Origin of the sequence: Novosphingobium colocasiae (assembly GCF_014652555.1) — a bacterium.
Classification (GTDB): Bacteria; Pseudomonadota; Alphaproteobacteria; order Sphingomonadales; family Sphingomonadaceae; genus Novosphingobium; species Novosphingobium colocasiae.
Genome location: NZ_BMZA01000005.1, coordinates 12,391 through 37,143, shown reverse-complemented (window position 1 = coordinate 37,143; position 24,753 = coordinate 12,391). Strand labels below are relative to the sequence as shown.

19 protein-coding genes and 1 pseudogene are annotated in these 24,753 nt (G+C 66.7%); 9 read left to right on the top strand and 11 right to left on the bottom strand.

Translation table 11 applies throughout. The annotated features are described in order from the left end of the window. Window positions 1-154: 154 nt before the first annotated feature. From IE122_RS09005 to IE122_RS08995, 3 genes are all read left to right on the top strand, one after another. A complete protein-coding gene (locus IE122_RS09005) occupies window positions 155-439 on the top strand; it encodes a co-chaperone GroES (RefSeq protein WP_189620834.1) in 285 nt (94 codons plus the stop codon). Between the two features lie 45 nt (window positions 440-484). Next, window positions 485-2,128 (top strand): chaperonin GroEL, encoded by a 1,644-nt coding sequence (groL, locus tag IE122_RS09000; RefSeq protein ID WP_189620833.1) that lies wholly within the window; start codon window positions 485-487, stop codon window positions 2,126-2,128. A 212-nt stretch (window positions 2,129-2,340) separates the two neighbouring features. After that, window positions 2,341-3,417: a serine hydrolase gene (locus IE122_RS08995; protein ID WP_229813941.1), complete on the top strand. Its 1,077-nt coding sequence runs from the start codon at window positions 2,341-2,343 to the stop codon at window positions 3,415-3,417. A 92-nt stretch (window positions 3,418-3,509) separates the two neighbouring features. Here the strand turns inward: IE122_RS08995 and IE122_RS08990 are convergent, their stop codons facing one another. Then, the gene (locus IE122_RS08990) at window positions 3,510-3,836 is read right to left on the bottom strand and encodes a hypothetical protein (RefSeq protein ID WP_189620832.1); all 327 of its coding nucleotides are present in this window, start codon (window positions 3,834-3,836) and stop codon (window positions 3,510-3,512) included. A 228-nt stretch (window positions 3,837-4,064) separates the two neighbouring features. Here IE122_RS08990 and polA point away from each other — a divergent pair, with 228 nt between their 5' ends. Both polA and IE122_RS08980 read left to right on the top strand, forming a co-directional pair. Beyond that, window positions 4,065-6,905 carry a DNA polymerase I gene (gene polA, locus IE122_RS08985; protein WP_189620963.1) on the top strand — a complete coding sequence of 947 codons (2,841 nt, stop codon included), beginning with the start codon at window positions 4,065-4,067 and terminating at the stop codon, window positions 6,903-6,905. A 100-nt stretch (window positions 6,906-7,005) separates the two neighbouring features. Then, window positions 7,006-8,145 carry a mechanosensitive ion channel family protein gene (locus tag IE122_RS08980; RefSeq protein ID WP_189620831.1) on the top strand — a complete coding sequence of 380 codons (1,140 nt, stop codon included), beginning with the start codon at window positions 7,006-7,008 and terminating at the stop codon, window positions 8,143-8,145. 83 nt (window positions 8,146-8,228) lie between these two features. On the opposite strand, the gene IE122_RS08975 is transcribed toward IE122_RS08980, so the two are convergent. Further along, window positions 8,229-8,816, bottom strand: coding sequence for a c-type cytochrome (locus IE122_RS08975; protein ID WP_189620830.1), 588 nt, complete (start codon window positions 8,814-8,816; stop codon window positions 8,229-8,231). A 164-nt stretch (window positions 8,817-8,980) separates the two neighbouring features. Between IE122_RS08975 and IE122_RS08970 the strand changes: the two genes are divergently transcribed. After that, window positions 8,981-10,258: a DUF3422 domain-containing protein gene (locus IE122_RS08970; protein ID WP_189620829.1), complete on the top strand. Its 1,278-nt coding sequence runs from the start codon at window positions 8,981-8,983 to the stop codon at window positions 10,256-10,258. A gap of 148 nt (window positions 10,259-10,406) precedes the next feature. Here the strand turns inward: IE122_RS08970 and IE122_RS18555 are convergent. The 6 genes and pseudogenes from IE122_RS18555 to IE122_RS08935 form a co-directional block, all read right to left on the bottom strand. Continuing rightward, a pseudogene (locus tag IE122_RS18555) lies at window positions 10,407-10,670 on the bottom strand (PIN-like domain-containing protein); the annotation flags it as partial. Window positions 10,671-10,794: 124 nt separating this feature from the next. After that, window positions 10,795-11,475, bottom strand: coding sequence for a DUF433 domain-containing protein (locus IE122_RS08955; protein ID WP_189620827.1), 681 nt, complete (start codon window positions 11,473-11,475; stop codon window positions 10,795-10,797). A gap of 277 nt (window positions 11,476-11,752) precedes the next feature. Then, window positions 11,753-12,736: a helix-turn-helix domain-containing protein gene (locus IE122_RS08950; protein ID WP_189620826.1), complete on the bottom strand. Its 984-nt coding sequence runs from the start codon at window positions 12,734-12,736 to the stop codon at window positions 11,753-11,755. Window positions 12,737-13,041: 305 nt separating this feature from the next. Beyond that, window positions 13,042-14,121, bottom strand: coding sequence for a ferrochelatase (gene hemH, locus IE122_RS08945; protein WP_189620825.1), 1,080 nt, complete (start codon window positions 14,119-14,121; stop codon window positions 13,042-13,044). A gap of 2 nt (window positions 14,122-14,123) precedes the next feature. Next, window positions 14,124-16,385, bottom strand: coding sequence for a molybdopterin cofactor-binding domain-containing protein (locus tag IE122_RS08940; RefSeq protein ID WP_189620961.1), 2,262 nt, complete (start codon window positions 16,383-16,385; stop codon window positions 14,124-14,126). Further along, entirely contained in the window at window positions 16,385-17,188 is an 804-nt protein-coding gene (locus tag IE122_RS08935; RefSeq protein WP_373299127.1) for an Mrp/NBP35 family ATP-binding protein, read from the bottom strand. Before IE122_RS08935 ends, IE122_RS08940 begins: the two co-directional genes overlap by 1 nt. A gap of 340 nt (window positions 17,189-17,528) precedes the next feature. On the opposite strand from IE122_RS08935, the gene hflK reads away from it, so the two are divergent. From hflK to IE122_RS08920, 3 genes are all read left to right on the top strand, one after another. Then, window positions 17,529-18,635: a protease modulator HflK gene (gene hflK / locus IE122_RS08930; protein ID WP_189620823.1), complete on the top strand. Its 1,107-nt coding sequence runs from the start codon at window positions 17,529-17,531 to the stop codon at window positions 18,633-18,635. Beyond that, window positions 18,632-19,471 (top strand): protease modulator HflC, encoded by an 840-nt coding sequence (gene hflC, locus IE122_RS08925; protein ID WP_189620822.1) that lies wholly within the window; start codon window positions 18,632-18,634, stop codon window positions 19,469-19,471. The genes hflK and hflC overlap by 4 nt, the downstream gene beginning before the upstream one ends. A gap of 174 nt (window positions 19,472-19,645) precedes the next feature. Then, a complete protein-coding gene (locus tag IE122_RS08920; protein ID WP_189620821.1) occupies window positions 19,646-21,190 on the top strand; it encodes a Do family serine endopeptidase in 1,545 nt (514 codons plus the stop codon). A 312-nt stretch (window positions 21,191-21,502) separates the two neighbouring features. On the opposite strand, the gene IE122_RS08915 is transcribed toward IE122_RS08920, so the two are convergent. From IE122_RS08915 to IE122_RS08905, 3 genes are all read right to left on the bottom strand, one after another. After that, window positions 21,503-23,704, bottom strand: a complete 2,202-nt coding sequence (locus IE122_RS08915) for a transglycosylase domain-containing protein (RefSeq protein ID WP_189620820.1) — start codon at window positions 23,702-23,704, stop codon at window positions 21,503-21,505. Between the two features lie 122 nt (window positions 23,705-23,826). After that, the gene (gene msrB / locus IE122_RS08910) at window positions 23,827-24,228 is read right to left on the bottom strand and encodes a peptide-methionine (R)-S-oxide reductase MsrB (protein WP_189620819.1); all 402 of its coding nucleotides are present in this window, start codon (window positions 24,226-24,228) and stop codon (window positions 23,827-23,829) included. Between the two features lie 68 nt (window positions 24,229-24,296). Then, on the bottom strand, window positions 24,297-24,743 hold the full coding sequence (locus IE122_RS08905) for an NfeD family protein (protein ID WP_189620818.1): 447 nt from the start codon (window positions 24,741-24,743) through the stop codon (window positions 24,297-24,299). Between the last annotated feature and the right edge of the window lie 10 nt (window positions 24,744-24,753).

Here is a 24,753-nt window from a genome sequence, read left to right as displayed (position 1 = left end):
CACGCCCCGTCCCGCGCCGAGACCGGGCCGCAAATTTTTTCGACAGCGCGCGCTTGACGCTGTCTGCGCGGCGACCCATATGCCGGCGCGTTGGCACTCTGACATACGGAGTGCCAAACCCAGTTTAGTGTTCATAGGACTAAGGGAGAACCCCATGACTTTCCGCCCGCTGCACGACCGTGTTCTCGTGCGCCGCGTCGAGGCCGAAGAAAAGACGGCCGGTGGCATCATCATCCCCGACAGCGCCAAGGAAAAGCCCGCTGAAGGCGAAATCGTTGCCGCCGGCAACGGTGCCGTCGTCGATGGCAAGGTCCAGGCGCTCGACGTCAAGGTCGGCGACCGCGTGCTGTTCGGCAAGTGGTCCGGCACCGAGGTCAAGGTCGATGGCCAGGACCTGCTCATCATGAAGGAATCGGACATCCTCGGCGTCATCGCCTGAGCCGCACTTCTTCACGATCACTGATTTACCGAAAGGATTTTTGAAATGGCAGCCAAGGACGTAAAGTTCTCGCGCGACGCCCGCGAGCGCATTCTCGCCGGTGTGGACACCCTCGCCAACGCCGTGAAGGTCACGCTGGGCCCCAAGGGCCGCAACGTCGTGATCGACAAGAGCTTCGGCGCACCGCGCATCACCAAGGACGGTGTCACCGTCGCCAAGGAAATCGAACTCAAGGACAAGTTCGAGAACATGGGCGCACAGATGCTGCGCGAAGTGGCTTCGAAGGCCAACGACGCCGCCGGTGACGGCACCACCACCGCCACCGTGCTGGCCCAGGCTATCGTGCGCGAAGGCATGACCGCCGTCGCCGCCGGCATGAACCCGATGGACCTCAAGCGCGGCATCGACCTCGCCGTCGGCAAGGTCGTCGAAAACCTCAAGGCGCGTTCGAAGGACGTGTCGGGCTCTTCGGAAATCGCCCAGGTCGGCATTATCTCGGCCAACGGTGACACCGAAGTCGGCGAGAAGATCGCCGAAGCCATGGAAAAGGTCGGCAAGGAAGGCGTCATCACCGTGGAAGAGGCCAAGGGCCTCGAATTCGAACTCGACGTCGTCGAAGGCATGCAGTTCGACCGCGGCTACCTGTCGCCCTACTTCGTCACCAACCCCGACAAGATGACGGTCGAACTCGACAACCCGTACATCCTGATCCACGAAAAGAAGCTCTCGAACCTGCAGTCGATGCTGCCGATTCTCGAAGCCGTGGTGCAGTCGGGCCGTCCGCTCCTCATCATCGCCGAAGACATCGAGGGTGAGGCTCTGGCCACGCTCGTCGTCAACAAGCTGCGCGGTGGCCTCAAGGTCGCAGCCGTCAAGGCTCCGGGCTTCGGCGATCGCCGCAAGGCCATGCTGGGCGATATCGCCACGCTGACCGCCGGCGAGATGATCTCGGAAGACCTCGGCATCAAGCTCGAGAACGTGACCGTCGGCATGCTCGGCCAGGCCAAGAAGGTCTCGATCGACAAGGACAACACCACGATCGTCGACGGTGCCGGTTCGGCCGACGACATCAAGGCCCGCGTCGAGCAGATCCGTTCGCAGATCGAAGTCACCACTTCGGACTACGACCGCGAGAAGCTGCAGGAGCGTCTGGCGAAGCTGGCCGGCGGCGTGGCCGTCATCAAGGTTGGCGGTGCTTCGGAAGTCGAAGTCAAGGAGCGCAAGGACCGCGTCGATGACGCTCTCCACGCGACCCGCGCTGCGGTTGAAGAAGGCATCGTCCCCGGCGGCGGTACCGCGCTGCTTTACGCCACCAAGGCTCTCGACGGCCTCAAGGGCGCGAACGACGACCAGACCAAGGGCATCGACATCATCCGTCGCGCCATCACCGCTCCGGTGAAGCAGATCGCCGCCAACGCCGGTCATGACGGCGCTGTCGTCGCCGGCAACCTGCTGCGCGAGAATGACGAGACCCAGGGCTTCAACGCTGCCACCGACGTTTACGAGAACCTCGTGGCCGCCGGCGTCATCGACCCGACCAAGGTCGTGCGCACTGCCCTCCAGGATGCGGCTTCGGTCGCCGGCCTGCTGATCACCACCGAAGCGGCGATCAGCGAAAAGCCGGACGACAAGCCCGCCATGCCGGCAATGCCGGGTGGCATGGGCGGCATGGGTGGCATGGACTTCTGAGTCCACGCCAACCCGTACCGAGTTCGAAGAACAGGCCGGGGAGGGAAACCTCTCCGGCCTTTCTTGTGATTGCTTCTGAACACATTCGCGACAGAATCGTTCACCCCGGCGCAATTGCCCGCATGGGGATGGCAATTCATCGCTCTCCACTGGCAATTGATCGCGCTGCGGTTAACCTCGCGGGAACTACGTCTGGCGTATTGCGGGTGGGTATGAACGAAGCAGCCAAAAGTCTGGTGCCCGGTTGGTTGGCGCGGTGCAAGGATGGTGCCGTGCACCTGCGCAAGACCGTCTGGCGCGCCGGCACTATGCTGGCCGCGCTGGCCCTGCCGCTGGTCCCCGCCCATGCCAACGATCTAGTCACCGGCGATCTGACCGATCTGCAGGCGAGTTTCGATGCGCAGTTCGGCACCGACACGCGCGGGCCGCGGACCTATTCCACGCCGTTCGAACAGCAGCTCGTCAGCCTCGCCAACGCCGGGCGCGGCCGCATCGGTGTCGCCGCGATGGACCTTGCCACCGGCCGCTCGGTCGATGTGCTGGGCGATCAGCGCTTCCCGATGGCCTCCACCAGCAAGATCGCCATCGCCGCCACCTTCCTTGAAGGGGTCGACAAGGGCCGCTGGAGCCTGACCAGCGAATTTCCGCTGATGGTGCCGGTGCCTTCGGCTCCTTTCTCCACCCCGGTCGCTCCGGTGCGCGCGGGCCAGTATCTTTCGGCCACGCAACTGATCGAGCTGATGCTCACTCGCTCCAACAACTATGCCACCGATGCCCTGCTCAAGGTCGTCGGCGGGCCGCAGGCGGTCAACGAATGGGTTCGCCGCGCCGGGATCGAGGATTTCCACATCGATCGCGACATCGCCACCCTGGTGCGCGATGACGGCGCGATCGATCCCGCGCAAGTGATCGACAAGCGGGACAGCGCCACCCCGCGCGCCATGGTCCAGCTCGTGTCTGGGCTCTATCGCGGGGCCTGGCTGTCGGACAGCAGCCGCAGCGTCCTCCTCGGCGCGATGGGCCGCTGCCTTACCGGCAAGCACCGCATCCCGGCGATGATGCCGGCCGGCGTTTCAGTGGCGCACAAGACCGGCTCGCTCAACAACACCTCCAGCGATGTCGGCATCATCCAGACGCCGGACGGGCGCGCCTATGCCGTAGCGATCTACGTCACCGGCCAGGGCGGGCGGCCCGGCCGCGAAGAACGCATCGCCTCGATCGCAAAGGCGATCTTCGACGGGTACGAATCGGAGCCTTCGTCAGGCTTCCGGCGGACGGCGGCGCGGTAATTTCGGCTCCTTCCGTAAAAGGCCTTGGAACACAAAAAGGGCGCTGCCGGCAGACCGGCAGCGCCCTTTTTGTTGAGCCGAAGCTCCCGGCCTTACTGGGCCTTGGGCTTTTCCGCAGTGCCTTCGTCCATCGCCGCCTCGGCGTCGGCCGCAGCCTTCGCGGCAGCATCGGCGGTATCGCCCACGGCATCGGCAGCGTCGGCACCGGCGTCCTTGGCTGCATCGGCGGCGTCGTTCGCGGCATCCGAAGCGTCGGCACCCAACTGACCCGCCTTGTCGGCCGCGTCGGACGCCAGGTCGCTCAAGTCATCGGCGGCCGACGAAGCGGCGGCATCGGTGGCATCCTGCGTCTGCTGCGAGCAGGCGGCCAGCGACAGCGCGCTCAGGGCTACGGTGGCGGCGATCACGATCTTACGCATCTTTAGGTCTTCCCTCGCTAAATCTCTATGAAAGGACGGAAATCCGCTGGCAGGATGCCACCGGCTTGCGGCCCTTCGCGCGCCTGACAGGACCCGATCCATAAGTCGCCTCCAGTGGGAAAACAAGCGTCGGGCCGATCAGGCATCTGCGCGCAACGCACGACAAGCCTGTCGGTTCCGCCCAATCGCCTGCTGACGGTGCCCGCGCACGCTGCTACCAAGCGGGTCATGGAGCCCAAGCAGCATCTCTATCTCGTCGATGGTTCGGCCTATATTTTCCGCGCCTATCACCGCCTTCCGCCGCTGACCGACCCGGAAGGCACGCCGGTGGGCGCGGTCTATGGCTATACCACCATGCTGTGGAAGCTGGCTGACGATCTGCACAAGGCCGACGGGCCAACCCATCTGGCAGTCATCCTCGATGCCGGCAGCCATTCGTTCCGCAACGACATCTACGCCGATTACAAGGCCAACCGGCCGCCGCCGCCCGAAGACCTGGTGCCGCAGTTCCCGCTGGTGCGCGATGCCACCCGCGCTTTCTCTCTGCCCTGCATCGAAGAAGCCGGGCTGGAAGCCGACGATCTGATTGCATCCTACGCCCGCGCCGCCACCTTGCGCGGCTGGGACGTGACGATCGTCTCGTCCGACAAGGACCTAATGCAACTGGTGGGCAAGTGCGCCACCGGCGGCGGCTGCGTCGATATGCTGGACACCATGAAGAACCAGCGGATCGACATTCCCGAAGTGATCGAGAAGTTCGGCGTCCCGCCCGAAAAGGTCGGCGATGTGCTGGCCCTGATGGGCGACGCGGTGGACAATGTGCCCGGCGTCTACGGCATCGGCCCGAAGACCGCGACCAAGCTGATCCAGGACTATGGCGATCTCGAATCGGCGCTGGCGGCAGCACCGGCGATGAAGAAATCCAAGCTGCAGGAACGGCTGATCGAACAGGCTGACCAGGCGCGCCTGTCGCGCGTGCTGGTGACCCTGCGCGAGGATTGCCCCTTGCCGATGCCGCTGGACGATTTCGTGCTCGATGCGATCCCGCCCGATCCACTGGCGGCGTTCCTCGGCAAGCATGGCTTCACCAGCCTGCTCAAACGCTTGGACACCGGCACGGGTAGTCCCTCCGCCCCGACACAGTTGCACCCCGCCAAGCCCCAAGTGGTCGGCGCCGGTCCGTCCGAGGGCGCGTCGCGTCAGCCGTTGCCGGAATGGCCTGCGATCGATTATGCCGCTTACGAATGCGTCCAGACCGAAGAGGCCCTGCAGCACTGGGTGGCGCGGATCGCCGATGCGCGGCTGGTGGCGGTGGATACCGAAACCTCGATGCTCGATGCCATGCGCGCGGACCTTGCCGGCATTAGCCTGGCACTGGGCCCGAACGATGCGTGCTATATCCCGCTCGGCCATGGCGGCACCGACATGTTTGCCCAGCGGCCGGAACAGGTGCCGCTGGACCTCGCGATCGCGCTGCTCAAGCCGGTGCTGGAAAGCGATGCGGTGCTCAAGGTCGGGCAGAACATCAAGTACGACCTCAACGTGCTGGCCCGCCACGGCATCGCCATGGCCCCGGTTGACGACACGATGATCGAAAGCTTCTGCCTCGATGCCGGCCGCTCGATCGACGGGATCGGCGGCGGCCACGGAATGGATGAACTGGCCCAGCGCCACCTCGCTCACGCCACGATGACCTTCAAGGACGTCTGCGGCACCGGCAAGAAGGCGATCCCCTTCGGCGAAGTGCCGCTGGATCGTGCCACGCCTTATGCGGCCGAGGATGCCGACGTGACCTGGCGGCTGCACGCCCTGCTCCAGCCGCGACTGGCGCAGGAAGCTGCGACGCGCATCTATCAGCGGGTGGACCGGCCGCTGATCCCGGTGGTCGCGGCGATGGAACGCCACGGCATCCGCGTCGATCGTGATCGGCTGGCCCGCCTCTCGGGCGAATTCGCCGAAGCGATCAAGGGCATCGAACTGGATATCTTTGCCGAAGTGGGCCAGGATTTCACCATCGGCAGCCCCAAGCAGCTCGGCGATATCCTGTTCGACAAGCTGGGCTACAAGGGCGGGAAAAAAGGCAAGAGCGGCCAGTATTCAACCGATCAGTCCGTCCTCGAAAGCCTCGCCCTGCAAGGCGCGAGCGTTGCCACCAAGGTGCTGGAATGGCGCCAGCTTTCCAAGCTGCGCTCCACCTATACCGAGGCGCTGCAGGCCGCGATCAACCCCGACACCGGTCGCGTCCACACCAGTTATAGCCTGGTCGGCGCGCAGACCGGGCGGCTGTCGTCCACCGATCCCAACCTGCAGAACATCCCAATCCGCACCGAAATCGGCCGCCAGATCCGCGAATGCTTCGTGGCAGAACCCGGCAACGTGCTGCTTTCGGCCGACTATTCGCAGATCGAACTGCGGCTTGCCGCGCACATGGCCGACGTTCCCAGCCTCAAGGAAGCCTTTGCCAACGGCGAGGATATTCACGCCCGCACCGCGATGGAGATGTTCGGCGAGGTCAACCGCGATACGCGCGGCCGCGCCAAGACCATCAACTTCGCCATCCTCTACGGAATCTCGCGCTGGGGCCTCGGCGGCCGGCTCGGCGTTCCGGCCGACGAGGCGCAGGCGATGATCGACCGCTATTTCGAGCGCTTCCCCGGCATCCAGCGCTATATCCACGAGACGCTCGAAACCGTGCGGACCTGCGGTTATTCACAGACCCTGTTCGGCCGCAAGACCTGGTTCCCGCGCATCACCTCCAAGAACCAGGCCGAACGGCAGGGATCGGAACGCGCCGCGATCAACGCGCCGATCCAGGGAACCAGCGCCGATATCATCAAGCGGGCGATGGCGCGGATGATGCCCGCGCTGACCGAGGCGGACCTTGGCCATGTGCGGATGCTGCTGCAGGTGCACGACGAACTGGTGTTCGAACTGCCTGAAGCCGATGTGCCGGCCGCATCCGCCGTGATCCGCGCGGTCATGGCTGGGGCGGCCGAACCGGCGGTGCGGCTGGACGTCCCACTCGGCGTCGAGGTGGGCCACGGGATCAGTTGGGGCGCGGCGCACTGACCGTCCGCGCGGGATCGGTCGCCGCCCGCGCGCGGCGGGTGGTAGCGTTCAAAACTGACCTTGGGTTGCAACCGCAGCGCCGCAGCATAGTTTGGGCGGCATGATCGACATCATCGAACGCACCATCGCGCCCTTGCCGGACTGGGCGGAAGCCCCGCTGGTGGCGCTCGTCGCCGCCGCCATCGGCATGGCGCTGGGCCTTGCCGTCCACGCGGTGCTGTTTCGGGTGCTCCGCCGGTTCGCCCGGTCCAGCCAGAGCGAGGCCGACGATCTGGTGGTGGAGCGGCTGGCGCGCCCCACCCGCTGGGCCTTCGTGGCGATGGGGGTGGTGCTGGCGGCGCGCGATACGCCCGCGCTCGATTCGGTGTGGTCGCGGTTCGCGCCGTTCGTGATGCCCCTCCTCACCGGATGGATCGCGGTGGCGGTGCTGCGGTCCTTTGTCGAAGCGATGATGGTGCGCAACGACATCTCGATCGCCGACAACCGCAATGCCCGCCGGCGGCGCACGCGGCTGGCGATCTTCAGCCGCATCGGCACCTTTCTGATCGTGTTCCTGACCATCGCCGGCATTCTCGCCTCTATCCCCGGCGTGCGCGAGATCGGCGTGACGCTGATGGCCTCGGCCGGGCTGGCCGCGCTGGCGGTGGGCGCGGCGGCGCAGCCCGCGCTCAAGGCGCTGATCGCCGGGTTCCAGATGGCGCTGACCGAGCCGATCAGCATCGACGACGTGATCGTGCTGGATGGCGAATGGGGGCGGATCGAGGATATCCGCACCACTTACGTCGTCGTGCGGCTGTGGGACGAGCGGCGGCTGGTGGTGCCGTCGAACCGCTTCCTGGAAGATACCTTCCAGAACTGGACCAAGACCGGCTCGCAACTGCTCGGCACGGTGATGCTCTATCTCGACCCCGCAACCGACATCGCGCCGCTGCGCGAGGAGTGGGGCCGCTTCATCACCGCTCATCCCTTGTTCGACGGTCGCGCGCAAGTCCTGCAGGTGACCGACCATTCGCCCGACGCGATGGAAGTGCGCCTGCTGATGAGCGCGAAGGACGGCCCGACGCTGTTCGATCTCAGGTGCTTCGCGCGCGAACACATGCTCGACTGGATCCGGCGCGAACTGCCCGAAGCGGTCGTCCGCCGCCGTACCCTGCCGGTGGCTCCGGTCGAAGTGGCAGCGGATGCCGCGATGCTCGAAGCGATGGCCGCAACGCCCCCGCGAAAGGGCGATGCGGGGTAGGTTTTCGAAACCAGATCGAACTCGCGATCCACTCCCTGTTCGTCACCCGGGGGACGACGGAATTGGTACCTATTCCGCCAAAATCAGTGCAACTGCTTCAGGTAATCAATAATTTCCTGACGCTTGGCCGCATCCTTCAGGCCGGGGAAGCTCATGCGGTTGCCGGGCACCAGCGCGCGCGGGTTTTCCAGCCATTTGTCGAGCGTCGCGTCGTCGAGCGTCAGGCCGGCATTGCGCGTCGCGTCGGAGAAGGCGAAGCTGCCTTGCCCCATCTTGTGGCCATAGACCCCGAACAGGTTGGGCCCCAGCTTGTCGCCCGCGCCCTTCTCGGCATTGTGGCACACCGCGCAGCGCGCGAACGTGGCCGGGGCGACCACCGCGACCGGCGGCGGAGCGGCGGGCGCGGCCTTGGCCGGCGCGGCGCTGGCCTTGGCCGTCGGCGTGGCAGAAGGGGTCGGCGTGGGGGTCGGTTCAGGGGTGGCGCTTGCTGCCGGGGCGGGCGTCGCGACGGCAGCCTCCGCCGGGGCGGCGGTTTCGTCAGCCACCGGCGCTTCGCTGGTCGTGGCGGCAGCGGGCACGGTCGTCTCTTCGCTGTCCTTCGCGCCTGAGCAGGCGGCCAGCGCCAGGGCCGAAAGGCTGGCGGCCAGGCTTGCGGTGAGGCGGAAACCCATGTCGAAACTCTCCCTCGTGTTCTGTGGTCGGCGCTTGATTGCCATGGCCCGCGCCGCGAACGCTATTGCACTTTCGGCCGGTTCGCGGCGGACGGCTTGCTGTGCAGGCCCGGACATGGTCTCATCGCCACAGGGTTACGGGGTTCAGGACAAGGGGGTCGGGCATGCGCGCGGAGCATCCACTGCGGCGCACGGTGGTCAATGAAATGCACTTGCGCCGCTGGCCGCGCTTCACCGCGCCAGCATCGATCGTGCAATACCTGCGCATGGTCGAGGATGGCGATGAGCGCGAGGCCGAACGCCGCGCGCTCGAAGCGCTGGGCGGCGCACCGCTGGCACCGGGGCAGCGCCACCTTATCAGCAGCTTCGCACCGGGCATCCGGCTGTGCTGGGAACGCCATAACGAAGCGACCACGCTGACCCTGTTTCTGGAGGGCACGGAGGCGGTGCTCGCCATGCGCGACGATCCCCGGCTCGCCCCCGCGCTCGACTGGGCAGAGGCCTTGCCCGGCACGGTGCTGCGCGCCACCCGCGTGGCGGTGGTGGCCGACGAGGCACAGGCGCAGGCGCTGCTGCCGCGCCTCGCGTTCGTCGAAACCGATCTGGTATCGTGCCATGTCGGGGCCCAGCCGGGCAGCGACAGCGGCGGCGTGCGCATGTGGTCCGACTATGTGCTGGGCGACGATGGCTTCGGCCTGCTGCTGATCGCGGCGGGCGATTGCGATCGCGGCACCCTGTCGCGCACGGTGCAGGGGCTGCAGGAGCTGGGCAACTATCGCAACCTCGCGCTGCTCGGCCTGCCCGATGCGCGCGCCGGGTGGAAGGTGCTGGACGGGATCGAGGCGCAGTTCGATGCCGCCTTTCGCCGCATGACCCGGTCAGACGTCTCCGACGACAGCCTGCTGGACGAGGTGAGCGCGCTGGCGCTGGCGCTGACCACGCAGGCCGCCGCCGTCGATTTCCGCATGAGCGCGACCGAGGCCTATGCCGGGCTGGTGGAGGAACGGCTCGCCGATCTGCGCGTGCGCCCCTGCCCCGGCTTCCTGACCCTCGCCGATTTCACCCAGCGCCGGTTCCAGCCGGCGGTCCGCACCTGTTCGGCCCACCGCCGCCGCACCGAGCAGCTTTCCGCCCGGCTCGGCCAGTTCATGTCGCTGCTGCGCACCCGCGTGGAAACCCGCATCGAGAACCAGAACGCCCGGCTGCTGGCATCGATGGAACAGAGCGCCGCGCGCCAGTTGCGGTTGCAGCAACTGGTGGAAGGCCTGTCCGTGGTGGCGCTCAGCTATTACCTGATCGCCCTGCTCGGCCATGTGCTGGAAGCGGCCGAAGGCTTTGCGCCTCGGCTTCACGCGCATCTGGTGCTGGGCGTGCTGACGCCGGTGGTGGTGCTGGGCATGTGGTGGGCGATCCACGCGCTGAAGAAACGGATGCTGGATTGAGGGGGGTGGGTTTGATGATCGACTATACCCACTGGAAGGCATTTGCCGTGAGTTCATGACGCTTCGTCGGACAAAACTGCCGGCATTCCCGCTGCTAGGAACGTCGGGTTACGCCGACACCAGCCAATGTGTGGATCCGCTTGAGCCCTCAGATTTGCCGAAGTCGGTCCCCTTTGGCTCCTACCTCATAGAATCCGCTGGAAACCGTCTCGGAAATGCTGATCAATGTGGGCCAGAGCGTCAGAATCCGGGCGCATTGGCGTTCGGTTGACCATTTGGCGACGGCTGGGGCTGGAAAGAACCCGATTAGTCCGCCCTGGGCAAATATATGGCGGGACGGTCGCTTTTTTGCGATATTCCGGTCGGCCGTCAGGACGCACCACCGGCCTTCCTTACTGAGTAGTTCGATCCACTGTTCGTCTTTAGGCTCCCAGTTCCAAACTTATCCTTAATATGGATAACCGTATGAATACCGTCGAAGAACGCGCCAAGACCCCGACCAAGTCTCGGAGCCAAATTGTTGTCCACCAGCAGCTTCATGCCGCCTTTTGTGCGCCAAGACTGGCCTCGTAAGCCAGCGCATCGCGTATAAGCCTCGGCTTGATCTCATAAACCTTGGCGGCTTTTTCAACGGAGCCTTCACCAGCGACAACCTCGACGATGCGCGCCGTGGAGATACCATGGTCGGCTAAAATGGGCTGACCAAAGGATCTTGCGGGGTCAGCGACAACCGTTTTCTTGCCATGCAAAAGCCACCAGCGCTCGGCACCAGAGGGGCCGAACTCGAGATCCTGCAGGCTGGGTTCGACCACGCGCTTGAACACGCCTTGGCTTTTTCTAAGGTCAATGAATTCCGGCTCGTCGATATTCCTCGTGATTTCTAGAAATATTGTCTTGCCATCGGTGCGGAATTGCTGGGTCGAAAAGGGGCGTTCGTCGCCGACGATGGCTCGTGCCCGCTCGATGCATCTGCGTATTGTTGTGAGCCCAATGCGCCGTTCACGCAGTGCGTTGACGATCCGCGCTTCCACAAGATCGCGGAAGCCTAGCAGCACGCCGTCGTCGCCTGGTTCGTACTGTGGTTGCCAGAGCGCTGGCTCATCCTTGCTATCGTGCTGATAACCTAGGAGCCATCGACGCAGAGTGGCTTGGCTCATCCCGACCATTCGGGAAGCCTCAAGCGCCGTGTAGGCTCCAATGCCGTAAATCGCGTCCATGTACGTCGTATAATCACAAGCTGTGAATCTTGGCCAAACAAATTCGCAGTAGGCCGCGTCTCTCACTGAACCGCAACCGGATTGCGGCTCAAAGTGACCTTGGCGTTAGGCGCAATCCGCCCCATTGGTTCAATGGTCTCTAACAGTTCATTTACCTCTGCAAACGGCCAGTGCTCGCATGTGCGGACGTATGAGGGTCTTCTGGAAAGCGACCGGCTCCGATCAATAGCCGACAAACATTCACCCCAGATTCCTCCCCCCACCCCCCACACCACCCTCACACCGGCACCGGCCCCGACAGCGCCACTTCGCGGAAGTAGGCCGCCATCGCCTGCACCGCGCGGTCGCTCAGTTCGATGAAGGCGCGGCGGCGGTCGTTGTCGTCGCAGGCGCGGGTGAAGAGGCCGGCTTCGACCATCTGGCCGATCCAGCGCAGCGCCGTGGTGGGCGGGACGCCCGAGGCGATGCACAGCGAGGTGACCGAGACCCGCACCCCTTCCGCCCGCGCGGCGGCCAGATCGAGCAGCATATCCCAGGCGGGATCGGCGAACAGATCGCCATCGAAGAACCGCGCCCGCAACTGACGCTGGCGGATGATCCGGCGCACCAGCCGCGCTTCGGGAAGGTCTGCCGGCCTGTCCTTGTCCGCCGCGAAAAATGCCGGTCGCCCGCCGGCACCTATGCCAACACCCGCATCGGCGAACGGCGGCGGCATGGCTGCGGCCGGGGCTGGTCCGCCGGGGGCCAGCTTTTCGATCCGCCCGGCGATCGCGCCGACCTGTTCGGTCAGCCGCATCAGCATCATCCGGTCATCATCGGACAGTTCGCGCACGCCGCCGCCCGCCGGGCGTTCGGCCATGACCCGCGCCAGCGCGATCACCCGATCGACGCGGCCGGGATCGACCAGCAGCAGCGGCACCGACTGGTCCATCCAGCCATAGATATCATCGAGCGCATCCACCGTGGTCGACACCACCAGCCGAACCGCCCCGGTGGCCGCGCGCATGTCCAGCCCCGCAAGCACCGCCAGCCCTTGCGCATCGATCAGCGGGCAATCGAGCCAGACGACATCGCCCAGCGGCCGATCGGGCGTATCGGCGATGTCCGCCAGCGACCCCGCGAACTGCACCCGCGCGCCCGCCGCCACGGCATCATCACGCAAGGCATCGCGCACATGGGCGCGGTTCGCGAAAATGCTGATCGCGGTCCGCCCGGCCCCCGCCGCCGCATCCGCGCCATAGGCAAAATCCCCGTGTTCCATCCCGTCCGACTCCATGCGATCGCCGCCGGAACGAATATAGAACGGGTAGGGATTAGTACTGCAGTGAAATTGTTGTAATGCCGAAGCTCACTACGGGTGCCCCCGTTTCGTCTTTGCAAGCGACTGAAGGTCGCGCGGCAATCCAGGGCGGTATGCGCTGCTCTGGATTGCGTCACCCGCTACGCGGGTTAGCAATGACGATATGAAGCTATAAGGCGTAGCCTGCGGCTTAGACCGTCGAGCGTTTAAGCAGCACCGCAAGTCCCGTTCGTGTCGAGTGAAGTCGAGGCACGCTGGCGCTGTGCTCAGGTGTCTCGACTTCGCTCGACACGAACGGCAAGTGATTGAGATTTCAAGCCCTGATCGACCCACCCGGCCAGTTCGCGCCGGACCAGCGTTTCCAGCATCGCCATGCCCGGTTCGCCCGCGTTAAGGCACGACAGCACCGCATAGTTCTGGCCCCCGGCGGCGGCGAAGACCTCGCGCCCGCGGATCGCCAGTTCTTCCAGCGTCTCCACGCAATCGGCGGAGAAGCCCGGTGCCGCCACCACCAGGCCCCGCACGCCCGCGCCTGCCTCGGCGGCCAGCACCGTTTCGGTCGCCGGTTCGAGCCACTTCGCCCGCCCGAAGCGGGACTGGAACGCGGTCTCGATCCGCAGCCCCGGGTAGCGCGGGCCCAGCCGTTCGCCCAGCAGCCGGGCGGTCTTGCGGCAATGGCAATGATAGGGGTCGCCAAGATCGAGCGTGCGCTGGGGCATGCCGTGGAACGACAGCACCAGCACTTGCGGCACGAACGCCAGCGCATCGAGCTGCGCCCCCAGATCGGTCGCCAAAGCATCGATGTAGGCCGGGTAGTCATGGTAAGGCGGCAGGGTGCGGATCGCCGGTTGCCAGCGCATCGCCGCCAGCGCCTGGCCCAGCCGGTCCATCACCGATGCCGTCGTCGCCCCGCAGTATTGCGGGTAGAGCGGCGCCACCAGAATACGCTCGCAGCCGGCCTGCTTCATCGCCGCCAGCCGGTCCGGCAGGGCGGGATTGCCGTAGCGCATCGCCCAGTCCACCCGCACCGCATCGCCCAGCAGCGCCTGCAACGCGCCCGCCTGCGCCGCCGTGATCGCGGCCAGCGGCGAGCCTTCGCTGGTCCAGACCTGGCGATAGGCGTGCGCCGATTTCTTCGGCCGGGTGCGCAGGATGACGCCGTGGAGGATCGGCCGCCAGACCACGGCGGGGATCTCGACCACGCGCCGGTCGGACAGGAATTCGGCAAGATAGCGGCGCACGGCGGCCGGGGTCGGCGCGTCGGGGGTGCCGAGGTTGACCAGCAGCACACCCACGCGCCCGCCGCTGACGGGCGGGTGATCGGCAGGAAGCGTGGCAGGGGTCATGTTCAGAAATCCTCGGCCGAAAGCGGCAAGCGGCGATAGCGCACGCCGGTGGCGGAGAACAGGGCATTGGCGATGGCCGGGGCAACGGCGGCCACGCCCAGTTCGCCCGGGTCCACCGGATCATCAGCACTGTCGATGAAATCGACCGCGATCTCGGGGCATTCGCCCAGTCCCGGCAGCGATAGCTGGCCGATCCGGTCCACCGTCGGCCAGCCGCCCTCGAAGCCGACCGCGCAGCCCAGCGCCAGCCCGAGGCCGAAGATCAGGCCGCCTTCGATCTGCTGGCGGGCGATGTCGAGATTGACGATGCGGCCGATGTCCACCACCGCGCTCAGCATATCGACGCGAAAGCCGGCCTCGTCGTCGCGCCGGGCGCTGGCGACCACGGCGATCCGCCCCGCCCCCATCGTGTGCGCGGCGATGCCCTGCCCGCTGTTGTCACCGCCGCCGCCCCACTGCGCCAGCGCCGCCGCGCGTTGCAGGCAATCGGCAAGGCGCGGATCGTGGCCCAGCATCGCCATGCGATAAGACAGCGGCTCGCGCCCGGCGCGGTGCGCCATCTCGTCCACGAAGCATTCGGTGAAGAACGCCGTATAGCCGTGGGCCTGCCCGCGCATCCGCCCGCTGGGCAGGCCGGTTGCCACCGGGATGTGATCGATCGCCAATCCCTGCACGGCATAGGGCGGGCGTGCCCCGTCCACCGCGACGGGATCGTGTTCCCCCGCCACCGCCGCTGCGGCTTCGGCTGCCGTCTTGCCGCCGACCAGCCGCTCCCCGAATTCGCGAAAGGCGGCCGGCGCGACGATCCGCGCGCGCCAGCCGGCGATGCCGCCGGCGACGTCCGGGGTAGCCCCCATCACCGCCGCGACCGGCGCCCGCGGCATCCCCGCCACATGCTCCTGCCGCCGCGACCAGACCAGTTGCACCGGGCGGCCGATCTTCTTCGCCAGCACCGCCGCCTGTGCCGCTTCTTCGGACGACAGCCGCCGGTCGAAGCTGCCGCCGATCGACAGCGGATAGAGCACAACATCGGCGGGCGACAGGCCCAGCGCGCGGGCGGCGGCGCGGCGGGTCGCCTCGGGTGCTTGGGTCGCCGCCCACAGTTCCAGCCGCCCGTCCGCCAGCCGCGCGGTGGCGCTGGCGGTCTCCAGCGTGGCATGCAGCGCCGGGGCGACATCGTAGCGATACTGCACCGGCAGCCCCCCGGTCACCAGATCCTGATCGCCCTCCGCCACCAGCCTTTGCGCATCACCATAAGCCATCGCGTGATCGATGGCTTCAAGGATGCGCTGCGAATCGGCGGCGTGCGAAACGCGGAATTTCGGCCCGGCGCGGTCGAGCGCACGTTCGGCGCTCCACCAGTCGGCAGCGACGGCGGCTGCCCAGCGCTCCTGCTCCACCAGCCGCACCACGCCGGGCAGCTTCGCGGCCCCCGCATGATCGCGCCAGCCGGCGAACGCGGCATCGCCGATCGGGGCATGACGGATTGCGGCGTAGACCATATCGGGCAGGCGCACGTCTGCCGCGAACACCCACGAGCCATCGACCTTGGCCGGCAGATCGAGCCGGGGATAGCGCAATGGTCGCCCCGGCAGCACCGGCCCCGGCTTTTCCGCCACCGGATCAGCCCGCTGCGGGGGAGCCGAAGGCGGTGAAAGCTCCGCCGCATCCGCCGCCAGCGCACCGAAACCCAGCGTCCTGGCACCCTGCCGGACCAGCCCGGCGGAGACGCGGCATTCCTCTTCCGCCACGTCCCAGCGCGCTGCCGCCGCCTGCACCAGCAGTTCCCGCGCAGCCGCTGCAGCGGTGCGCAGCGCCGGCTCGTAAGCGGCCAGCGCGGTCCCTTCGGCGGTCACGTTGAAGCGGTTGTCCTGCGCCCAGCGCCGCGCCAGCACGCTACTGTCGCTCTCGGCCAGGCCGGGCAGGAACGGCATCCACAGCGGGGCCCAGCGCGCCGCCAGCGGCAGGTTGGCATAGATCGGGCTGACCGGTGCCGGCTCGACCGCCACCTGCCGCCAGTCCGCGCCCAGCTCGTGCGCCACCACTTGCGGCAGCAGCGTGGTCACGCCCTGCCCCATTTCCACTTGCGGCACCGCCACGGTGACGACGCCCTCGCGGTCGATCTTGATCCACGCCCCGAACGCCCATTCGTCGCGGCCCGGCTCCAGCGGCAGGGGAAAGCGGCGCGGCCGCAGGAGATACCCGACGGCCAGCCCGCCGCCCGCCAGCGCGCCGATCAGGAGGCCGCGGCGGGTGACCGGCATCAGGCCGCCGCGCCCCGATCGAGCCATTCGCCCACCCTCTGCGCCAGCGCACGGAATGCCTGCCCTTGCGGCGCATCACCCGCAGCAGGGGGTGTACCGGCATCGCTTTCCAGCCGGATCGCCATGTCGAGCGGGATGCGACCCAGGAACGGCACCCCACGCTGGCCTGCCACCGCTTCCGCACCGCCGCTGCCGAACGGATCGCTCACCTCGCCGCAATGGGGGCAGGCATAGCCGGCCATGTTCTCCACCACGCCGATCACCGGCACCTGGCTCTTGTCGAACAGTTCCATCGCGCGGGTAGCGTCGATCAGCGCCAGGTCCTGCGGGGTGGAGACGATCACCGCTCCGGCCGGCTTGAATTTCTGCAGCATCGTCAACTGGATATCGCCAGTCCCGGGGGGCAGGTCGACCACCAGCACGTCGCAATCGTCCCAGTGGCCTTCCAGCATCTGGGTCAGCGCGCCCGCCGCCATCGGCCCACGCCAGGCGATCGACTGGCCGGGATCGGACAATTGCCCCATCGACAACACCGGCACGCCCCACGCGGTGGCCACCGGTTCCAGCTTGCTGTCACGCGCTTTGGGCTTCATCCCTTCGGCCCCCAGCAGCCGCGCCTGCGAGGGGCCGTAAATATCGGCATCGACCAGCCCCACCTTGCGTCCCTGCCGCGCCAGCGCCACCGCAAGATTGGCGGAAACCGTCGACTTGCCCACACCGCCTTTGCCCGAAGCGACTGCGATGATGCGGCGGGCCACCTTGTCGGCCATCATCGCCACGCGCACGTCCGCCACGCCCGGCATCCCGGCAAGCGCAGCACGGGCATCGGCCTCCAGCGCCTCGCGCGCGGCCGCCGCCAGCCCGGTGGCATCCAGAACCAGCGTTGCCCGGCCATCGCTCAGGCGCAGCGAACGGGTGCGCCCTGCCACAGTTTGCGGCAACCGGGCTTTGAGCGCTTCAGCGTCCTGGCCGTTCATCGTCAGCGGGTTCCTTCGTCGCGATCGTTGCGGTTCCCGTGGCCCAGCACGGCAAAAAGGACAAGAGAGACACTGTTTTTGTGCGCAATGCCTTCCTATAGAAGGGCGCATGACACTTTTTGGCAGTGCGAAATTGGGGCGTGGCACAGGACGGTGGTCACTGGCCATGACCGGCCGCAAGAGCCCTTGGGGCGGCAACGGCGATTCCGGCGACGATGGCGAACCCGGCCCGCAGGCCGCGCCCGAACAGCCCGAAGGCGCGCCGGAGCAGGCCCCCGGCCCGCGCAACCCTTGGCTTCCCGGCGGCAACCAGCCGCCGCGCCGGTCAGCCGGCATCGAGGAAATCTTTCGCCCGCGCGGTCCCCGTGGCCCCGGTTCGCGCGGCCCCGGCGGGTTCCCGTCGCTGCCGCCCCGGCCCGATGGCAAGTCTTGGCTACCGCTCGCCGCCGGAGCGGTGGCGCTGGCGTGGATCGGCTTCACCAGCGTCCACGTGGTCGGCCAGAAGGAAGAGGCGATCGTCACCCGCATGGGCCAGTATTCGCGCACGCTCGGCCCCGGCATGTCGATGACCCTGCCTTGGCCGTTCGAGCAGACCGCCGTCACCGACGTGACCTCGTTCACCGTCTACTCGATCCCCGAGGGCGAGGCCGAGAAGCTGATGCTCACCAGCGACAAGAACCTGGTCGATCTCAGCTATCTGGTGCGCTGGAACATCAAGAACCTGAAAAACTATTCCTTCCAGCTCGAAGACCCCGAGGAAACCGTGCGCGAAGTGGCCGAGGCCGCGATGCGCGCCTCTATCGCCCAGGTCACCCTGATCGACGCGATTTCGGGTGCCGGCCGCGCCGATGTCGAGGCCGATGTGCGTGAGCGGATGCAGCGCGTGCTCGATTACTATCACGCCGGCGTCGGCATCCAGGGGGTCGAGATCAAGAAGGCCGATCCGCCGGCCAAGGTCGTCAACGCTTTCCAGCAGGTCACCGTGTCGCAGCAGGAAGCCGAGCGGGACCGTTCGGACGCGCGCGGCTGGGCCCAGCAGTTGCTCGCCCGGGCCCAGGGCGATGCCGCCTCGTTCGACAAGGTCTACGAGCAATACCGACTGGCTCCGGACGTTACCAAGCGGCGGATGTACTATGAAACGATGGAGCGGCTGTTGCGCAAGAACGGCTCGGTCGTGCTCGAAGCAAACGGCGTAACGCCCTACCTGCCGCTGCCGCAGGTCGAAAAGCGCGCACTGCCGGCACCCGATGCCACCCAGGCGGGAGGCCAGTGATGCAGCTCTGGCAGGATTACAAAGCCGCGTTCGTCGCCGCCGGGCTGGTGCTGGTTGCCCTGCTCGCCAGCGTGATCGTGGTCGATGAAACCGAACAGGCGGTGATCGTCCGGTTCGGGCGGGTCGTCAAAGTGATCAACCCCTATCGCCCCAACACCGATTTCGGCCACAGCGGCGCGGGCCTTGCCCTGCGCCTACCTTTCGTCGATCGGGTCGAGCGGATCGACAAGCGGCTGCTGTCGGTCGACATGGAGCAGCAGCAGGTGCTGTCCACCGATCAGCAGCGGCTGAACGTCGATGCCTATGCGCGCTTCCGCATCGTCGATCCCGAACGGATGGTCCGCACCGCCGGCACCACCGCGCGCGTCACCGAACAACTCGAACCGATCCTGACGTCGGTGCTGCGCCAGGAACTGGGCAAGCGCACTTTCCAGTCGCTGCTGACCGCCGAGCGCGGCGAAGCGATGGTGAAGATTCGCGACGGCCTGGATCGCGAAGCCCGCGAATATGGCGCGCAAGTCGTCGATGTGCGGATCAAGCGCGCCGATCTGCCCGAAGGGGCGCTGGAAAGCGCGTTCAGCCGGATGCAGGCCGCGCGGCAGGAAGAAGCCAAGACGGTGGCGGCACAAGGCCAGAAGGATGCCCAGATCATCCGCGCCGATGCCGAGGCGCAGGCCGCCAAGATCTATGCCGACAGCTTCGGCAAGGACCCGCAGTTCTACGACTTCTACCGCAGCATGCAGAGCTACGACTATGCATTCGGTTCGGATACGACCCAGACCACGCTCGTGCTTTCGCCCGACAACACCTATCTCAAGCACTTCAAGGAACCCTGATCCCGTCGACCGGCGGGAACCCGTGCTTTTGGGCCGGGTTGAACCGGGCGTCATTCAATTCCGGTTAAGCCGTTCCGGCTTCAATCGGCACAATCCCGCCCCGTAGCGATCGGGGCGGTATCGGACCGGGGGCAGACCCACCGCCAGACGGAGGAACCAGAGGACGTGAAGGCCGTGAAATACGTATATGGACTCAGCACCGCGCTGTTGCTCGGCGGCGCCACCCTCTCGCTCGCCACCGGCTATACCGCCGGGGCCCAGGTCGCCCAGAACGACACTGCCAAGATTGCCCAGGTCGTGCCCCGCAGCGGCGCGCCGACCAGCTTTGCGGATCTGACAGAACAGCTCGCACCGGCAGTGGTCAACATCTCCACGCGCCAGCGCATCGAAGTGGCCGACAACAGCGCCAACCCGTTCGCCGGAACCCCGTTCGAGAACTTCTTCGGGGGCGGCGGTAGCGGCGGGTCGCAGCCGCAGACCCGCGAGGCGCAGTCGCTCGGTTCGGGCTTCATCATCTCGGCTGACGGCTATGTCGTGACGAACAATCACGTCATCACCGCCGAAGGCAAGGGCCAGGTCGAATCGATCACGGTCACCATGCCCGATGGTACCGAATATCCCGCCAAGCTGATTGGCAAGGACGCCGCGTCCGATCTTGCGGTGCTCAAGATCAGTGGCCCCAAGGCCTTTCCGTTCGTCACCTTCGGGGACAGCTCGCACGCGCGGGTCGGCGATTGGGTTGTGGCGATCGGCAATCCGTTCGGCCTCGGTGGCACGGTGACGGCGGGGATCATCTCTGCCGTCCTGCGCAATACCGGCACCGGCGGCGCTTACGACCGCTATCTCCAGACCGACGCCTCCATCAACCGCGGCAATTCGGGCGGCCCGATGTTCGACATGAAGGGCCAGGTGATCGGGATCAACAACGCGATCTTCTCACCTACCGGCGGCAGCGTCGGCATCGGCTTCGCGATCCCTGCCGAAACCGCCGCGCCGATCGTCCAGAAGCTGATCAAGGGCGAGAAAATCCAGCGCGGCTATCTGGGCGTCCGCATCCAGCCGATCAACGATGATCTGGCCGATGCGCTGGGGATCGATCGCCGCAAGGGTGAATTTATCCAGGGTGTCGAGCCGACCGGCGCAGCCGCCAAGGCCGGGCTCAAGGCCGGCGACGTGGTGGTGCGGGTCAACGGCAAGGAAGTGACCAAGGACCAGACCTTGTCGTTCCTCGTCGCCAACACCGCGCCGGGCACGCGAATCCCGCTCGACATCATCCGCGACGGCAAGGCGATGACGGTGACCGCCACGGTCACGCAGCGCCCCTCGGAAGAGGAACTGCAGCAGACCTTTAACCCGGACAGCGACAGCGCCGATCCGTTCGCCGGCAAGGACCCGCAGCAGCAACAGCAGAAGGGCACTGTCGAACAGACCCTCGGCCTTTCGGTGATCGAGGTCACCCCGCAGATCGCCCGCCGCCTGGGCGTTCAGGAAAGCCTCAAGGGGGTCGTCGTCGTCGGTGTCGATCCCAACTCCGATGCCGGCCAGAAGGGCTTCGCGCGCGGCTTCCTGATCCTCTCCGCCGGGGGCCGCGATGTCGCCACTCCGGCCGATCTCGATGCCGCGATCAAGGCCGCCAAGGCCGAGGGCCGCTCCGCCATCCTGCTCAAGGTCCAGCCCCGCGGCCAGCCCGCCACGCTGGTCCCGGTCCGTATGCGCTAACCCCGCCGGACCTGCTCAAACAAGAAGCCCGCCGGACGCGCAGTCCGGCGGGCTTTTTATTCGTGCGGTTGGAGTAAAATCCGATGAAATCACCCACGTTGCCTGGCAAGGCTCAGGAGCGCGCGCGCCCTCATACCAAGCTCAGTAACTTTGACTCATGTCGCTCTCTCCCCTTCAGGGGAGAGATACGCAGGCTTGGCGGCTTGTCCGCCTAGCCGGAGTAGAGAGGGGGTGAAGGGGCACCATCCCCCTCTCCCAACCCTCTCCCCTGAAGGGGAGAGGGCTATCAGTTCGGATAAACGAGTCTTGGTATCAGTTCCCGCGCGGTGTGGCGGGGACCGTAGGCACCGGGGTCAGGGTCGGCACCGGGGTGCGCACGCCGACCGGGCGCGGGGCAACCACGCTCTGGCCGGGGCGCAGGCCGGGATCCGGCGCGCGGCGGCCGGTGGCACGATCGAGGAAATCGTCGGCAGCGGCGGGTGGCGCGCCGTCCTCCGGCGGGGGAGCGCCCGGCCCCGGACCCGGTCCCACCGAGCCGTCATCATAGCGCGGGTCTGCCCCGCCTGGCCCGCCAGTCTGCGGGCGGACCAGATTGCCGTTCTCGTCGGTATAGTAATAGTCGTCCGGATTGCCCTGAAGATGCTCGTCATCGGGCTCCAGTTGCCACTCGGGCAGTTGCAGCTTGGTATCGAACTCCTCCACCGGCCGCCGCGCCACCGCCACCTTCATGTAATCGGCAAAGGCGCGCGCCGGAGCGTGGCCGCCGGACAGGCCGCCCACCGCACGGGCATCGTCGCGGCCCATCCATACGCCGGTGGTCACCCCGCTGGAGAAGCCGAGGAACCAGCCGTCCTTGTTCGAGCTGGTGGTGCCGGTCTTGCCGGCGACCGGCCGGCCGATCTGCGCCGCGCGGCCGGTGCCGGTGGCCACCGCCGACTGCAGCAGGTCGGTGATGCCGGCGGCAACGTAATGCGGCACCAGCACCTGGCCCTGCACGCTCTTGTGCTGATAGAGCAGTTCGCCCGAAGTCGTCGTCACCTTGACGATGCCGTATGGCTCGACCGAGGTGCCGCCGGCGGACACGGCGGCAAACGCACGGGTCATGTCGATCACGCGCACTTCCGAGGTGCCCAGCACCATCGCCGGCTTGGTGTTGATCGGCGTGGTGATCCCGAAACGCCGCGCCATCGACGCCACGGTGCCGAAGCCCACTTCGTTGCCAAGCTGTGCCGCAACGGTGTTCTTGGAATAGGCGAAGGCGGTGCGCACATCGATTTCGCCGGCATAGCTGCGCCCGGAATTCTGCGGGCTCCAGCCGTCGATCGTCACCGGCTCGTCCACCACCCGGTCATCGGGGGTGTAGCCCGCTTCCAGCGCCGCCAGATAGACGAACAGCTTCCACGCCGATCCCGGCTGGCGCACCGCGCTGGTGGCGCGGTTGTAGTTCGAATTGACGTAATCGGTGCCGCCCACCATCGCCAGCACCGCCCCGTCGCGGTCCATGCTGACCAGCGCGCCTTGCGTTCCCGCCGGCACGTTATTGTCCACCGCCGCAGTCGCCGCCTTTTGCAGCGACGGGTCCAGCGTGGTCCACACCTCGATCGGCTCGTTCGTTTCGGGCAGCAGCAGATCGAGCTGGGGCAGCGCCCAGTCGGTGAAGTAGCGGACCGAATTCTGCGCCTTCTCCTTGACGATGCTGACGTCGGCCAGATCGACCTGGCTCGCCTCGCCCGGCGAGATCACGCCGTTATCGACCATCACCGACAGCACCACCTTGCCGCGCGCGATCGCCGCGTCGACATCGGCGGTCGGCGCGTAGTTCGACGGAGCCTTGACCAGCCCGGCGATGATCGCCGCTTCGGCGGTGGAGAGCGTGGTCGCCGGATGGCCGAAGAACTTGCGGCTGGCGGCATCGATTCCATAGGCCCCGCCACCGAAATAGACCTTGTTGAGGTACAGTTCAAGGATCTGGTCCTTGGTGAACTTGCGCTCCAGCGCCAGCGCCAGAATCATCTCGCGGCCTTTGCGGCCGAAGGTCTTGGCGTTGTTGAGGAAGATGTTGCGCGCCAACTGCTGCGTGATGGTCGATGCGCCTTCCTTGAAGCGCCCGCTTTCCGCCCGCACCATGATCGCGCGGGCCAGCCCCACCGGATCGATGCCGATATGGCTGCGGAACCGCCGGTCCTCGACCGAGACCATCGCGTCTTTCATCACCGTCGGGATCTGGCCGTAATCGAGCCACTTGCCGTAGCTCGGGCCCAGCGAGACCAGTTCAGTGCCGTCGCGCGCGCGCACCACGATCATCTGGCCGTTCTGGCTGCTCTTGAGCGAGCCGTAATCGGGCAACTGGCGCATCGTGAAGAACACCGCCGAACCCAGGAAGATCGCGCCCAGAAGCGCGAACGCAAAGCCCCAGATCGTCAGCCCGCGCAGAACCCTGCGCCAGAGCGGCTTGCGCCCCGTTTCGGGCGAAGGACTCTCCGGCGGACGCCGACGCCCGGAATTACTCGCCATTGTCTGGTGCCAACCCCTTCATCGGCAAACATGCCGGAACAGACAGTCCCGCCGTCCCCTACACCCTGGCATCGGCTTTTGTAACCCGGGCTTAACAAGCCTGTCGAAAACGGTGGACCCGATCAGCCCTGTTCAGGCTTGAAGTCCAGGCTGGCGCTGTTGATGCAGTAGCGCAGGCCATCGGGGCCGGGCCCATCGGGAAACACGTGGCCCAGGTGCCCGTCGCACTTTGCGCAGGTCACCTCGACCCGGACCATGCCGTGCGAGGTATCGCGATGCTCGTCCACCGCGCCGCCATCGACCGGGGCAGTATAGCTCGGCCAGCCGGAACCGGAATTGTACTTCGTGTCCGAAGAGAACAGCGGCGCGCCGCAACCGGCGCACAGGTATGTGCCTTCCTGCTTGTTGCTCTCGTACTTGCCGGTAAAGGCGCGCTCGGTGCCGGCCTGGCGCAGGACCTGATACTGTTCCGGGCTCAGCTTCTCGCGCCACTCGGCATCGGTCAGATGGATCTTGTCGGTCATCGCGGGAGGTCTCCTTATGCCCGCCATATGGGGTGGCGCTGCGGCCAGTTCCATATGCGCCGGTCACGTCACGCCGGCGGGGCGACCATCAGCACCGTGCCGTCGTGGCCCACCACCTTGAGCCGCGTGCCGACCGGGCAATCCGCGCCCCGGGCCAGCCACTCGCCATCGCCCAGCCGGACCCGCCCCTGCCCGCCTTCGATCGCCTGCGTCACCATCACCGTCTCGCCGATCACCCGCTCTCCGCGCAGGTTCATGTTGGGATCGGCGGACACCACCGGGTGGCTGGCCAGATAGCGCCGCCCGCCGAACACGGCGAGGATCGACAGCAGCGCGAACAGCACGATCTGCACCGGCAGACCGATCGGGACTACCCAGGCGACCAGCCCGGTCACCAGCGCCGCCCCCGCCATCCAGATCAGGAAGACGCCGGGGATCGCCATTTCCCCCACCGCCAGCACCAGCCCGAGCGCAAGCCAGGCGTAATGGGGTTCGAGCGCGTTGACTGCGTCCATCGTCGGCCTC